Origin of the sequence: Rhizobium mulingense (assembly GCF_029194105.1) — a bacterium.
GTDB lineage: Bacteria > Pseudomonadota > Alphaproteobacteria > Rhizobiales > Rhizobiaceae > Rhizobium > Rhizobium mulingense.
This window is the reverse complement of sequence record NZ_JARFVE010000008.1, coordinates 70992-85149: the sequence shown is the minus strand read 5'-3', so window position 1 is coordinate 85149 and position 14158 is coordinate 70992. Positions and strand designations below refer to the sequence as shown.

At 61.7% G+C, this 14158-nt stretch carries 12 protein-coding genes and 2 pseudogenes; 7 read left to right on the top strand and 7 right to left on the bottom strand.

The genetic code is table 11. From position 1 onward, the window contains the following. The first annotated feature begins 165 nt into the window (after positions 1–165). From PYR71_RS19305 to PYR71_RS19295, 3 genes are all read left to right on the top strand, one after another. On the top strand, positions 166–606 hold the full coding sequence (locus PYR71_RS19305) for a lipid-binding SYLF domain-containing protein (protein WP_275620499.1): 441 nt from the start codon (positions 166–168) through the stop codon (positions 604–606). 331 nt (positions 607–937) lie between these two features. Further along, positions 938–1579 carry a peroxiredoxin-like family protein gene (locus tag PYR71_RS19300; protein ID WP_275620498.1) on the top strand — a complete coding sequence of 214 codons (642 nt, stop codon included), beginning with the start codon at positions 938–940 and terminating at the stop codon, positions 1577–1579. Between the two features lie 105 nt (positions 1580–1684). After that, the gene (locus tag PYR71_RS19295; protein ID WP_275620497.1) at positions 1685–3982 is read left to right on the top strand and encodes a PBP1A family penicillin-binding protein; all 2298 of its coding nucleotides are present in this window, start codon (positions 1685–1687) and stop codon (positions 3980–3982) included. 73 nt (positions 3983–4055) lie between these two features. Here the strand turns inward: PYR71_RS19295 and PYR71_RS19290 are convergent, their stop codons facing one another. Further along, the gene (locus PYR71_RS19290) at positions 4056–4922 is read right to left on the bottom strand and encodes a LysR family transcriptional regulator (protein ID WP_275620496.1); all 867 of its coding nucleotides are present in this window, start codon (positions 4920–4922) and stop codon (positions 4056–4058) included. 71 nt (positions 4923–4993) lie between these two features. On the opposite strand from PYR71_RS19290, the gene PYR71_RS19285 reads away from it, so the two are divergent. Then, positions 4994–5965: a quinone oxidoreductase family protein gene (locus PYR71_RS19285; RefSeq protein WP_275620495.1), complete on the top strand. Its 972-nt coding sequence runs from the start codon at positions 4994–4996 to the stop codon at positions 5963–5965. A 234-nt stretch (positions 5966–6199) separates the two neighbouring features. Continuing rightward, positions 6200–7153, top strand: coding sequence for an NmrA/HSCARG family protein (locus PYR71_RS19280; protein ID WP_275620494.1), 954 nt, complete (start codon positions 6200–6202; stop codon positions 7151–7153). A gap of 40 nt (positions 7154–7193) precedes the next feature. On the opposite strand, the pseudogene PYR71_RS19275 reads toward PYR71_RS19280, so the two are convergent. Then, positions 7194–8097 (bottom strand): annotated as a pseudogene (locus PYR71_RS19275) (LysR family transcriptional regulator). 112 nt (positions 8098–8209) lie between these two features. Beyond that, a complete protein-coding gene (locus PYR71_RS19270; RefSeq protein WP_275620666.1) occupies positions 8210–9247 on the bottom strand; it encodes a LacI family DNA-binding transcriptional regulator in 1038 nt (345 codons plus the stop codon). Between the two features lie 504 nt (positions 9248–9751). Between PYR71_RS19270 and PYR71_RS19265 the strand changes: the two genes are divergently transcribed. Continuing rightward, positions 9752–11254, top strand: a complete 1503-nt coding sequence (locus tag PYR71_RS19265) for a DegQ family serine endoprotease (protein ID WP_275620493.1) — start codon at positions 9752–9754, stop codon at positions 11252–11254. A 434-nt stretch (positions 11255–11688) separates the two neighbouring features. After that, entirely contained in the window at positions 11689–11889 is a 201-nt protein-coding gene (locus PYR71_RS19260) for a hypothetical protein (protein ID WP_096770843.1), read from the top strand. Positions 11890–12209: 320 nt separating this feature from the next. Here PYR71_RS19260 and PYR71_RS19255 read toward each other — a convergent pair whose 3' ends face one another. From PYR71_RS19255 to PYR71_RS19240, 4 genes and pseudogenes are all read right to left on the bottom strand, one after another. Further along, complete coding sequence (locus tag PYR71_RS19255; protein ID WP_275620492.1) at positions 12210–12395, bottom strand: hypothetical protein; 186 nt, start codon at positions 12393–12395, stop codon at positions 12210–12212. 147 nt (positions 12396–12542) lie between these two features. Beyond that, a complete protein-coding gene (locus PYR71_RS19250) occupies positions 12543–12971 on the bottom strand; it encodes a DUF1515 domain-containing protein (protein ID WP_275620491.1) in 429 nt (142 codons plus the stop codon). A gap of 25 nt (positions 12972–12996) precedes the next feature. Next, positions 12997–14019 (bottom strand): phage tail tip lysozyme, encoded by a 1023-nt coding sequence (locus PYR71_RS19245; protein ID WP_275620490.1) that lies wholly within the window; start codon positions 14017–14019, stop codon positions 12997–12999. After that, positions 14016–14138, bottom strand: a pseudogene (locus PYR71_RS19240) (tail fiber domain-containing protein); the annotation flags it as partial. The pseudogene PYR71_RS19240 and the gene PYR71_RS19245, both read right to left, overlap by 4 nt. Positions 14139–14158: the final 20 nt, after the last annotated feature.

The following is a 14158-nucleotide window of genomic DNA, read 5'->3' as shown; positions in this document are numbered from 1 at the left end:
ATCAGCCTCGTTTCGTGGCTACGTCTCCCAGCCGGATTCTGGCCGCTTGCTTGGAACCAATGACGGGCGAGACTGTTTCAGCTGTACTGTTTCAGCTGTGACTTTGGCATGACGCTGGCGTGCCCTCCTAGCTGGGTAAGCCTCGATTTTGAGGAGACTTGCATCATGAAGATTTCGTCCAGAATTCGTTCAGTCGCGGCTGCGGTTATCGCTGCAGCAGGAATCAGCTTTGCCGGCTCCGCGCATGCCGACAGCGGCACGATCAGCTTCTCAGTCTACAAGGCTGCCTTCTTTGTGGGCGGTTCCGGGGGCGAGGGCACGCTGACCTTCCATGGCCGCCGCTATCCCATCTCTGTCGGCGGCATCTCGGGCGGCCTCGCCTTCGGGGCTTCCAAGACCAATTTTCATGGTACCGTTCACCATATTCGCCGCGCCCGAGATGTGACGGGTGTTTACGGTGCGGTGGGCGGTGGCGGTGCGGTCGGCAAAGGAGCCCAGGTGATCGTCATGACCAATGAAAAGGGCGCCCAACTCGAACTCTCAGGCAAGCAGGTAGGTCTGCAAGTCAACGCCGATCTCAGCGGTATTGCCATTACGGTAAAGTAAGGCCGTCACTCCGTTCGTCATCCCTGCAATCTCCCACTACGCTGAATACAAGGTTCGGCGTCACAGGCGCGCGCTGCGGGACGCCGCCAGACCAACAACGAAAATTGAGCTGGATGAGCTTCCGGCCGCTAAAAAAATCAGAGTTTTGCAAAAACGGAGTTTTTCAATTCACAATTCGCTGTTTACGCTTGCCCGCGGGCCAATGTGGGACCATTCTTAGATCGGATCCTGGCGGTGCGGTAAGCGAGAGGTCAGGCCTTGCAACGTTCAATCGCGACCTCGACTTAACGTGGCGCCTTTTCTCGACTGACCCCGAGCGAGGAGGTTGTCCATGTCTACGCGCTCTGTCGACCATCCGCTGCAACCGGGCGACCGGGTCCCGAACGTTGTGCTTGATGCGATCTCGCGTGAGGGGAAGATCGCACTTGACGACTTTCGCGGCCGCAGCCCATTGTTGATCGGTTTGTTTCGAGGCCTGCATTGCCCGTTCTGCCGGCGTCACATCGCGGCGATGGCCTATCTCAACCCGACGCTGCGTGAGAAAGGCGTCCAATCCCTGGCTGTTGTAAACACCCCGGTCGAACGGGCGCGGCTCTATTTCCGTTACCATCCGATACCCGATCTTCACGCCGCTTCCGACCCGGTACGGGCTTCGCACCAAGCCTTCGGCTTACGCGAGATCGGGATCGACGCGCTCATGGCGATACGGATCGATCTTCCGGGCGAGTTGCCCGAGCCTATGGGCGTGAGGGCAATGGACGAATTTCTCAACGAGAAGGAAGGCTATCAAATGACGGAAGCCGATCAGCAGATGATGACCGCCGACCATGGGCAGCTCGTCGGTCAGTTCCTGATCGACCGGGAGGGCATCGTGCGCTGGAGCTCCACTGAAGTTCTGGAGCCTGGGCTGCAGACATACAAGGCACCGAATTCCCAGGAATTGATATCGGTCGCTTCCCAAGTCGCGCTTTGAGGTGTCAATGTCATAGAAGCAGTCCGTCGAGGCCTTTTGCGGTAGAACACGCGGCATCACCCGGCTATAAAGCTCATGCTGCGTTGGCCTTTTTAGCGGTAACCGATGCCCAATTCTCCCGAATCCTCAGGTGAAAGCATTAGCAGTTCGAGCTCGGGTCGCAATCAGAACCTGGATTCGGCAGCGCAAGCGGCCGCCTCGGATTCGCCGGAAACCACCCAAGTCGGCGACGCGAAGCCGCCGAATGGATCCTTCGACCAGACCAGGCAGGCCGTCGGAACTCTGTTGCGTGCGATACGCCATGATGTGCAGGCAAGTTCTGCCTTGGCAAAGATCAAAACCGCCGCAATGCTCCGGGGGACGAAGCTCAGGAGGTCGACGCGACCTGGAATAGGGTCGGCTCCCCTGACATGGATGACGACTGCTTTGGCCAGAGCGGGGCGCCGTATTCGCGATCGTCGCTCAATGCCGCATGAAAGTCGACGGGGCGCGTCGCTCCTGGCGGGCTGGCGGAAGTTCGCTATGGGGTTCGCCCTGCTTGCCTGCCTCCTCGTCGGAAGCGTGCTGGTGTGGGCACTGAAAGACGTGCCCTGGAGCGAAATCCGCGATGGAACGCTAAAGCCGATCGTGGCGCTGGAAACCGCCGATGGGGCGCCGCTGGTAAGACAGGGACCTTATCAAGGGCCATATGCCCGATACGAGCAGTTTCCGCCCCATCTGATCGATGCCGTCCTTTCGATCGAGGATCGCCGGTTCATGGATCATTTCGGCGTCGATCCCAGGGGCATCGGGCGGGCGCTTCTGCGGAACTTGCAGGCCGGCTCGGTGGTAGAAGGCGGCAGCACCATCACCCAGCAACTCATCAAGCTGCAATATCTCGACAGCGACCGAACCATAAAACGAAAGATCCAGGAAGTCGTCATCGCCTTCTGGCTGGAGTGGAAGCTCGGCAAGGCGGAAATCCTGACGCGCTATCTCAACAGCGTTTATCTCGGCGCCGGCGCCACCGGCATGCCTGCCGCCGCGCGCATCTATTTCAACAAGGACATCGGCGCCCTCACCCTGCCGGAGTCGGCGATGCTGGCAGGGTTGCTGCGGGCGCCGAGCCAATGGAATCCCATTGACAATTTCGAAGGCGCCCGGCAGCGCACCATGGTCGTTCTCGACGCGATGGCGGCCAATGGCAAGATCACCGCGCCACAGGCGGCGGAGGCCAAGACGAGCTTTGCCAAACTGCACCCGACGACGCCGACGCCGCGCTCCGGAAGCTGGTTTGCCGACTGGATTTCGCCGCAGGCAAGCGAAATCGCCGGCGCCTCGCCAGGTTCGACCACGGTGCGCACCACGCTGGTGCCGCAGTTGCAGCAGATCGCCGAACGGGTCGTCAAAAAAGCCCTGGATGGTGAAGGAAAGACGGTCGGAGCATCGCAGGCCGCCTTGGTTGCCATGACGCCCGACGGCGCGGTCGTCGCAATGGTTGGCGGGCGCGACTACAAGGCGAGCCAGTTCAACCGCGCCGTCACTGCGATGCGTCAGCCGGGTTCCACCTTCAAGCTGTTCGTCTATTACGCGGCGTTGAAGGCGGGGTTCACCTTGTCCGACCAGGTTCTGGACGCGCCGATAGACATTGACGGCTGGTCGCCGGAAAATTCCGGTGGCGACTATCGCGGCTGGGTAACGCTTGCCGAAGCCTTCGCGCGATCGCTCAACGCCGCGTCCGTGGCGCTTGCCGAAGAGGTCGGTCTGGACAATGTGATCGCCGCAGCCCGCGAACTCGGCATCGATGCGCCACTGGCCGATACCCCGTCCTTGGCGCTTGGCACATCCGAAGTCAATCTGCTCAACCTCACCAGCGCCTATGCGTCCGTCCAACTCGGCAAGGCCCCTGTCAAGCCATGGGGCATCATCGACTTCCAGGCTGCCGGGCAGCCGCAGACGTTTCGGGTTGGCCAACAATCGAAGCCGGATGTCGATCTTTCGCCCTATCAGTCGGATCTCCTCGGCCTGCTGCAGCTGGTGGTTGAGCGCGGCACTGGACGCGGCGCAGATCCCGGCACGTTTGCGGCCGGCAAGACCGGCACGAGCCAGGACAATCGTGACGCCTGGTTCGTCGGCTTCACGGACGCGCTCGTCGTCGGTGTCTGGGTCGGCAATGACGATGACGCGCCGATGAAGGGGGTGACGGGTGGCAGCCTGCCAGCGCATGTTTGGCGGGACTTCATGCGCGAGGCGGCGAGCGAACGGACGCTGAACGGCGTGCGATCGACCGAAGCAGTCGTCGATGGGCAAGGCGCGCCGCAGTCCTGCAACATCACCGCCTGCTCGCGCAGTTACCGCTCCTTCCGGCCGTCCGATTGTACCTATCAGCCCTATTCCGGCGGCCGACGGCTTTGCGAGAAGTGATTCGGCTCCAGAGCGACGGCCATCATCGCCTAGCGTGCGGTGTTTCCGATCAGCCGCAGCAGGTGCCTGCGCGTTACTCCCCCAGAACGTTTTTCAGCGCATCGATGACGACGCGAATGGAGGGGACGTCTTTGATATCCGAATGGACAACCAGCCAGACCTCTCTCGTCAAAGGACGTTCCGTCTCAATGCGCTGCAGACCGCTGGACTCGGTGACGGCGAATTCGGGCAGCATGACGACGCCTGCGCCAAAACTTGCGGTTGCGGCCTGAAACTCCAGAACGGACGACCTCACGGCGATCGGCCGGCCGGCGGCCAGCTCGATCAGCCGCAACTGTTGCGGCGAGGCATTCATGGTTTCGTCGTAGCCGATGAAGGTCCAGTCCTGCGGTGCAACGGTTTCAAGATAGGTCTTTGTTGCGTAAAGGTGAAAGCTTGTCTCGCCGAGCTTGACGATCGAGTAGTCGCCATCCTCGGGACGCGACATCCGCACGGCGATGTCGGCCTCTCGCCTGTTCAGCGAGGCGAGGCGTTTTTCTCCGACAAGCGTGATCTCGACGCCGGGATGGTCGCGCCTGACGGCCGCGATCGGCTGTGCCAGCAGCACGCTCGAGAGTGCGGGGGGCGCGCTGATCCTGACGTGACCGCGCAATTCCGTGGTGCTGCTGCGACCAAGCTGCTCGATGGCCGCTGTCTGGACCGCGACGATAGCTGCGTGCCTGGCAACCTGCTCCCCGTCCTGGGTCAAACTGATGCGCCGTCCGCGCCGGTCGACGAGCTTGCGACCTAGGCTCGCTTCAAGCGACGAAATCCGCCGGCTTACCGTGGCGTGTTCGACGCCGAGCTGCTTTGCGGCGCCAAGCAGCGTTCCCGACTGGGCAAGCGCCAGGAAATGCCGAAGATCGTCCCAGTCGATATTTGTGAATTCTCTCCCAATCATTGTGAAACAATAGGGAATTTTCACACATCGCACCAGCGCTTAATCTCCCGACATAAAGGAGAGCACGAGCGATGACCGACCAAATCATATGGCTGAACGCCCCCGGCGACGTCACCCAGTTCCATGTCGAGCAGCATGATTGCAAGCCTCCCGGTGACGGCGAGATCAAAATTCGCCATGAGGCGATCGGAACCAACTTTCTCGATGTCTATCATCGCAAGGGCCTCTATCCGATGCCGGCCTACCCCGCGGTGATCGGCGCCGAGGCGGCGGGCATCGTCGAGGATGTCGGCGCCGGCGTTTCGATGTTCGGAAGGGGTGACCGCGTCGCCTATGCCGGGCCTCCGGTTGGCGCCTATCGCTCCGCCCGGAATATAGCCGCTGAAAGGGCGATCAAGCTGCCGGATGCCGTTTCCGCAAAAACGGCAGCTAGTTCGCTCCTCAAGGGCATGACGGCCTACATGCTGTTGAAAAAGACTTATGACGTGCGTGGGGGAACGCAGGTTCTGATCCATGCCGCCGCGGGCGGGCTCGGCAGCATCCTCGGTCGCTGGGCCAAATCGCTCGATGCCACGGTGATCGGGACGGTCGGTTCTGCCGAAAAGGCCGCGCTCGCCGCGTCCTGTGGCGCCGATCACCTTATCGTCGGACGAGACGCCGATATCGTCGCGGAAGTGAAGCGGTTCACCAACGGGCTCGGCGTAGACGTTGCCTATGACGGCATCGGCGGCGACATGCTCCTCAAAACCATACGCTCTGTCCGGCCATTCGGCATGGCTGTCACCATCGGTCAGGCCGCCGGTGCCATTCCGCCCGTGCCTGTCGAGGAGCTTCGCCCGGGCAAGGCCCTCTCCCATCCGAGCATCATGGCCTGGTGTGCTGACATCGGACAGTATCGCGAAGCAGCACTCGCTGCAGTCGGGGCGATGGAAATGGGAATCGTTTCGCAGATCGCGGCCGAATACCGTTTGGCCGATGTTGCCAAGGCGCACGAAGAAATGGAATCCGGACGCTCGGCGGGCAGTATCCTGCTGATACCCTGAGCAATAGAGGCGCCGGCAGAGCCTTTGCTTCGCTGGCGCTTCCGGCCATCCCGTTCCTGCCATTTATCCAGAAAACAGCACTATATTATGCATTATAGCTATCTACAGCAGTAGTCCCTGTTGAGCTAAAGCTGCCTGCCATCGGGTGGGCCATCGGCATCGGCCGACCGCCCTTCCGGCACAAAGAGGCCCGGCTCTCCAGCCGGCAGCCAATGACAGGGAAAGATGAAAGCCATGTCTACAGACAACAAGCCACTGATTGCGGTTACCGGTGCAACGAGCAAACAGGGCCGCAGCGTCGTTGCGACCCTTCTTGCAAGCCAGCGCTTCCGCGTCCGTGCTTTCACGCGCAGAAAGGATTCGCCGGAAGCTTTGCGTCTGGCGAAACTCGGCGCCGAGATCGTCCCCGTGCCTCTCGAGCTCGGCCGGCAGAAGCATCTCGTTGCTGCGTTCAGGGGCGCGGACGGCGCCTTTCTGATGACGCCGCCGATCGCCCCGCCGGAGACAAGCGAGGCGCCTCTCGGGCAGCAACTGGCGGATGCCGCCGTGGAGGCCGGCGTTAAGCACATTGTTTTCAGCACGCTGGAGAATGTCGACACGATCACCGGCGGCACGAAATATGCGCCGCATTTCACCGACAAAGCCCGCGTTGCCGATTACATTCGCGGCCTGCCGGTCTCGCATTCCTTCATCATGCCGGCATTCTTCTACACCAATCTTCTCGAATATTATGCGCCGCGCATGGATGGCGACACTCTGCTCTTGCCGATTTATCTTCCTGAAGATTTCCGGGCACCTTTTGTCGATCCGCTGACGGCGACCGGGCCTGTTGTCCTCGAGATCGTCTCGCACCCCGAGCGCTATAACGGCAAGACGCTGTCGATCGTCGGCGATATCATTTCGCCGCGTGAGATGGTCGAAACCTTTCAACGCGTGACCGGCATCAAGGCCGAGTATCGGAATGCTTTCACCAGGGACGGGCTACTGACCTACTTTCCGGAGTTTGCCGCCAACGAATTTCTCGTTCGAGAGATTCTCGGGATGGTCGAATATGCTGTCGAGTATGGCTATTTCGGCAAGGATCACGACCTCGAATGGAGCCGGCGCCTGGTCCCCGAGACGCTTAACTGGGAGCAGTTTCTGCGGACGTCGGGGTGGCGCGGCGACAAGCGGTCTTTCGCAGGTTGAAGCCTGTCTCGCAAAAGCACGGCAGCGGTTTTGCGAAGACCTACGTCGGCCGGATTCCCGGCAGCTTGGCAATCTCGGCGGCAAGAAAGTCGACGAGGAGCCGAACGCGCGCGATGGCTGCACGCTCCGGCACTATCAGCAAGCTCACCGGAACCGGCGAAGGCCGATAGTCTCCGAGCACCACCTCGAGGCGGCCATCGTCGAGAAGATCGTGAACCAGCCAGAGATGGGTCGGGCCGATGCCGCGCCCGGCGGCAAGGGCTTCGCGCGCCGCAAGCCCGTGGTCGACGCGCAGCCGGCCGCTGACCGGGATCACCAGGCTGGTGCCATCGGGAGAGGAAAGAAGGAGCTGATTGCTGCCTGCGACGTTGGACATCACCACGGTTTCGTAGTGTGACAGATCGGCCGGGCCATCCGGCCGTCCCCGGGCGGACAGATAAGCCGGAGCGCCGACCAGCAGCCGCTGGCTCTCTCCGATCGCATGAAGTTTCATCGAGCTGTCGGCGAGAGGTCCAAGACGCAGTGCCACGTCAACGCCTTCGCGAACCAGGTCGATACGCTCGTCCGTCAGGTTGAGGTCCACGCGGATATCAGGATGCCTGTCCTGGAAATCGAAGATCATGCGCGTGACATGCATGACGCCAAGCGCCGCTGTACAGGAAAGGCGAACTGCGCCGGCGGGGGCCTGACGGGCATCTCTGGCTTCTTCCGCAGCCTGTTCGACCAGCCGCAATATCTGAAGGCAGTTGGTATAATAGCGACTGCCTTCCTCCGTCAGGGTGACGCGGGAGGGCCACGCCGACTGCCTCCTCCAGTTCATTGAGGTGCCGCGTCACGGTGGATTGGCCGACGCCCAGCTCCCTTGCGACCATCGACAGGTTGGCGCGCTCGGCGACCCGAACAAAGGTGCGCATTCTGTCAAACGACAAGCCTACCTTATCCATTTTTCAGCAAAGTGATCGTCATATCGTCCATATAGGGAATAATCCCAATGATGCCTAGCGGCTGCTTCAGCAAGGCTCGGCTCCACGTCTATTGTCGCGGTGTCGGAGCGGATTACCGTGTCGAGCCGCGCGGGATGATCGAAAAACCGCAATCGACCCTGTCTTCGTCAGGCGGTTCGTCGCGGATGGCGCGCAGCAGCATGTCGGCGACGCGGTAGCCGATGTCCTGGCGCGGAATGTACACCGTCGTCAGCGACGGCTCGATGAAGGCGGAGAATTCCAGATCGTTGAAGCCGCAGATGCCGAGCTCCTCCGGCACGCGGATGCCGCGCGCCTTGCATTCGATAAGGACGCCGAGCGCCAGTTCGTCGCTCTGGGCAAAGACGGCATCGACATCGGGCACGCGCTCGATCAGGCGGGCAAACAGATCCCGGCCGAGGCCGGTGCGGCTTGGCGCATCGCCGCCGATAATGAGATCGGGATCGAAACGGCCGGCTTGCCGCATTGCCGCCTCGTAGCCCTCAATCCGCCGGCGCGAGCGGACATCCGCGCCGCGGCCGAAGAAGGCGATCCTCTTGTAGCCCCTCGACAACAGGAAGCGGGTGGGTTCGGCGCCTGCCGTATAATGATCGAGGCCGACGACCAGCTTCTGCGGCTCCTGGCTGAGGTCGGTGACATGGGCGATGGGACAAGCGGCATTGTCGATCAGCGGCAGAAGATCGCGATAGGATTCGGCGCCGGCAATGATGACGCCGGCTGGCTTCTGCGTCAGGAAGGATTTCAACAGGCCGGCCTCGCCCTCGGCATGGTGCAGCGTATTGGAATATTGCACGGTGAGATCGGTGTTGCGGAAACGATCCTCGATACCGACCATCAGGCCGGTAAAGCCGTATTGGTGCAAGGCGGGCGTGATGACGGCGACGATGCCGTTGTGGCGGCCGGCCAGCGCCCGGGCGGCGAGATTGGGAATATAGCCCATCTCCTCAACGACGCGCAGGATCTCCTCGCGCAGATCCTCGGAGACGATTTCTGGATTGCGCAGCGCGCGCGAGATGGTGATCGGGCTGACGCCCACCTTCTTGGCCACATCGCTCAGCTTCACAGGCGCGTCGCGCCTGGACTTCCTCCCCCACTCCACCGACTTGCTCATCGTCCCCCGTCTGCCGTCATGGGACTCGACCACCGCCGATTCTCCCTCATTATTTTCTGAAGAAGAAATATTTTAGAGTCTACTAACATCTGATCGTCTCGACATGTTCCGGCAGGCTCAGGATCATCATTCGGCAATTTCGGGCGCGGACGGCGGATCGCCGATCGCCGGCATAAGCCCGCTTAATTGGAAAGGGAGCCATGATGCCGAACGGAAGCTGCCGGCGCCGCAGCCCTCTCGAAAGCAGGGTAAACCGAAGTGAAACCTTACAAATCGGCAATATAAACATGATGGATATTTAATTTGTAAATCGGTCCGGCGCGATCATATGAATCGGCAAGCGCGAATTCTTCCATTCGCCCGGCCGCCGCCCGCGACGACTGCGCGTGCCCCCGAGAGAATTGGCGCCATACGCCATTCGACGCCAGGTCCCATGACATGGAACCACGACGCCATCAAAAGCCAATCTTCTTCCAAAGGGCGACCGCCCAAGGGATTATCGCCATGTCACACATCCTCCGCCAACACCGCACCGCAGCGCTCGTCGGAGCCGCCATCATCGCCGCCGCGGCCTGTCTGCCTTTTGCGATCAACACGTCCAAGGCTTTTGCCGCGCCTTCGGATACCGGCGGCATCCTTGCCGCAAGCGGCTCGTTCGCCTCAATCGTCGAGGCCGACAAGCCGGCCGTCGTCACCATCACCACGACGATGAGGACGACCGATGTCAGCGCCGATCAGCAATCGCCAATGGACGAGCAGTTCCGCCAGTTCTTCGAGGATCAGGGCATCCCCCTGCCCCGGCAGGCGCCGCACAATCAGCCCTCGCAGCATGCGATGGCGCTCGGTTCCGGCTTCATCATCAGCCCCGACGGTGTCATCGTCACCAACAACCATGTCATCGACAATGCTCTCGATATCAAGGTGACGCTCGACGACGGCACCGAACTGCCGGCCAAGCTGATCGGCACCGATCCCAAATCCGATGTCGCCGTCCTGAAGATAGCGGCGGGCAAGCCGCTGCAGACCATCGCCTGGGGCGATTCCGACAAATTGAAGCTCGGCGACCAGATCCTGGCGATCGGCAATCCCTTCGGCATCGGCACCACGGTGACGGCGGGCATCGTCTCGGCGCGCGGCCGCGACCTGCATAGCGGACCCTATGACGATTTCATCCAGATCGATGCGCCGATCAACCACGGCAACTCAGGCGGCCCGCTCGTCGACCGCGAAGGCAAGGTGGTCGGCATCAATACCGCCATCTATTCGCCGAACGGCGGCAGCGTCGGCGTCGGCTTCGCCATTCCCTCCGATGAGGCCAAGGCGATCGTCGCCAAGCTTGAGAAGAACGGCTCGATCGATCACGGCTATCTCGGCGTGCAGATCCAGCCAGTCACCAAGGACGTCGCCGATGCCGTCGGCCTCGACAGAACCGGCGGCGCGCTGGTGGCCGCCGTTTCCGCCGATACGCCGGCCGCCCAAGCCGGCCTGAAACCCGGTGATATCGTCACCTCGGTCGGCGGCGAGGCCGTCAAGACGCCGAAGGACCTGTCGCGGCTCGTCGCCGATCTTTCGCCGGGCACGCGGGAATCGCTCGCAGTCTGGCGCGACGGCAAGACGATCGATCTCAACGTGACCGTCGGCGCCAATGCCGACAGCCAGAAGCAGGCCGCGGCGACAAGCCCGGAAACGCAGGGCCAGGCCTCTGGCCAGCCGAGCCTCGGCATCGGCCTTGCCGACCTGACGCCCGATGTACGCCAGCAGCTCGACCTGCCCCGCTCGGTCAGCGGCGCCGTGGTCGCCAGCGTCAAGCCGGACAAGTCGGCGGCCGCCGCCGGGATCCAGTCGGGCGACGTCATCGTCTCGGTCAACGACCGGCCGGTGCACAATGCCCGCGATGTCAAGGCTGCGATCGCCGAAGCCGGCAAGGCCGGCCGCAAATCGGTGCTGCTGCTCGTCGAGCGCGACGGTCATAAAACCTTCGTCGCCGTGCCCTTTTCCGCGGCCTGAGGCGGCCGTCTGTTGCGACATTCAAAATTGCAGATGGAAAGCCCGTGAAGACGGGCTTTTCCTTGTCTTCGTCCCGCCCCGGCACATGGCTGCGGCCTCCGGACCATTCCTCTCGCCGCGCATGGTAAATTCCGATATTTCCCGCAAAAATCCGACGAGAGCGGTGGTTTTTCGTGCCGGAAAGCGACAGGGAAACAAGAGGTTGCGCCATCGCCTGACAGGCGGGCAGAAACTGACCAGCTGCCGCCAGACGAATTAACCCTACCGGCTTACCATAATATCAGCATCAGCTTGAATGCGCGCCGCCCTATGCCATCGTCTTTTTCACGATTACCCATTGTCCGGGATGGCTCACCGGACTCACAGCCCACCTTTCCCAGGAAAGACCGGCTTCATGCATCAAGGGCGTAGCAACATCAAACGGAGGGTATGCCATGAGCAATGTCGTGGAATTTCGTGCCAAATGCCCGCATGTCGAAACTCTGTCCGACTGCCGCGAGGCGCTTGAACCGCATGTGATGAAGATTGTCGCCGAGGCCGTCGGCTGGGGCTTCCCCCCGGCGGAAGCGGCCATGGTGGTCGCCGATATCGCCGATGATTACATTCTGATGCTGTCGCGTGAGTTGCAGCATTAAACGGCGGCGCGCAGGCAACCGCACGCCACCGTCAGCCAGGAATGACCTGTCTCAGTGGGCCGCGCAGCGCCTGCAGGGGTAGCAGGGGATACAGGAGACGAAAACCCTGCCGCGCGGCCCGTCGATGAAAACACCGGCTCGTGCCGGAAGTTCCCGGCGGAGATACTTGAACAGCGGAGTATTTCCTAACTTATTTCTCGAGGCGGAAATATTCCGTTACCGATAGTCGCGCGCCCCGAGTAAAACTTCGCCGCACAATCTATCCATGCCGGCATTTGTGCTTCCACCTGCGGAAATACAGACGGCTCGGCTGCATGCATTCACCGCCATTTCGGCTGGCGCGGCGGCGCATTGGCCTGGATCTCATGCAACGGCGCGTGAGAGCCGAGCAGCTTTCTCAGCTTCTTCTCCTCCGCCGGCCCAATTCCAAACTTGCGGCAATGCTCAGCAACGTCATGCTCCCGCGGACCGGGAATGCGAACTTGGCGATTGTTCATGCTCTTCATGTCTGTTTCCTCCTGAAAGGAATAACAAACAGGCGCCGGTTTGGTTCGTTAGAAAAGTCTAAAATTTAGGAACCTTTATCTCGCCCTTAATGACACCAATATATCAGGCGCAGTTTCGCTGGATTGCTGTCGATCAACGCCCCCACCTCAACTGATCTTCAACCAATGCCTGAGCGCCGCCACCGCCCCGTCGCTGGCATAGGCGATGATGCCGCCGGTCGTCAGACCGGCAAAAGCGATCAGGCCTGAAATCCCGTAGCCGATCGATTTCATCCGTTTCCACTCCGCGAGCGCCGGGGCGACCGTCTCCTGGTTCTTCTCGACGGTTTCCTTGAGCATGCCGATCTCGGCGCGAATCTGCGCATCGGCGCCGCCGCTGATCGCCACTTTCGTATTGAGATGGGCGATCTGCCTTGTCTGCTCGTCGAGGCGCTTGTGGATCACCGCCCTTCCATCATGAGCATTGGCTTTTTCGTCGCTCATCTCCTGGCGCAGCAGCGCGACGTTTTCCTCGATGCCGGTCAGCCTTCCCTCCACGCGCCCGAGAGCGCGCAGGATGTCGTCATTCGATGTCATATCGGCACCCGTTATGAATTGAATTTCAGTTTTTCGGATTGCGGAATGCCGCCGGCGAATTTGCCTGCTCGGTCCTGCGGGCAGCCTCGCCGCCCGGCTGATCGTAGCCGGCAAATCGCCAGGCATTGTTCATCAGGCGCTGCGCTTCCTCGACCGATCTTGCGGCGTTCAGCCTGGCGACCAGGCGGGGATCCTCCTGCAGGAAGAAGTCGGCCTGCGTCTGCGGGCTAATCGCACCCGGCTGCTCGCCCCTGGCGTCCGCGAAGCTGTAGAGGTTCTGCAGGCGAGCGTCGCGCCACGACATGATGCCGCCCGATGTGCCCTGCTTCCCACTCTGGCTCGGATCGGACCATGAGCCGTTGGCTCTCTTCGGCGAGAAGCTGCTTTCGGCCTGCCCCGTCGAGGCAATGGCGGCGAGTCCAAAGGGATTCGAGACCTTGGTTTTCACCGTCCTCATGAAGTCGCCGTAGAGGGCGCTGTCGACAGGCTGTGCGGCCGATCCGCGGCGATGGCCGGTCGTCCCCTGCGGCTCGCGATAAGGCCGCGGCGTCGGGATTGGTGGATTGCCGGGCAGCGGAGCGAAAGCATCGTCGCCAGGCTGCTCGGACGCCATCGGCTGTTCCTGGCGATAATCCATCGTCACCAGCGGGTCGCGATAAGGTTTCGGCGTTGGAACCGGGGAATTATCAGGCAGTGGGGCGAAGAGGCCAGTGCTAGGCTGAGCGGCCGGGGCCGCAGGCTCTCTGGGGCCACCCTCCGCCGCCGCGGGATCCGGATAGAGGGGTCTCTCGCCGGGAATGGGCGGGTTGTCAGGCAGCGGCGGGAAGTTGTCGTTGCCAGGCTCGCCAGCCCCCGCCTGCTGCTCTTGCCTGCGGATTGCCAGTCCACCCATCAAGGCCTGAACAAGACGCGCGGCCCCTTGCCACGGGGATTGTACCGGGCCTGTATCCATGCCCTGCTGCAGCATGGCATAGGCTAGCTGCTTGCGCCGGTCGCTGAGGTCATCCTGTGTCCTGCCGGTGTTACCACCGAAGTTGGTCGGGATCATGCCACTGCCCTTTCGTAGTCGACGCGGTCGAAGCCGTCTGCACGGTCGAACACTGCGTCGGGATGAATTTTGCGTGCGTCGTCGGACACGAGGCCGATCCAGATCGGGCCGCCGTCCTTCTATCGGTCGAGGATGTCTT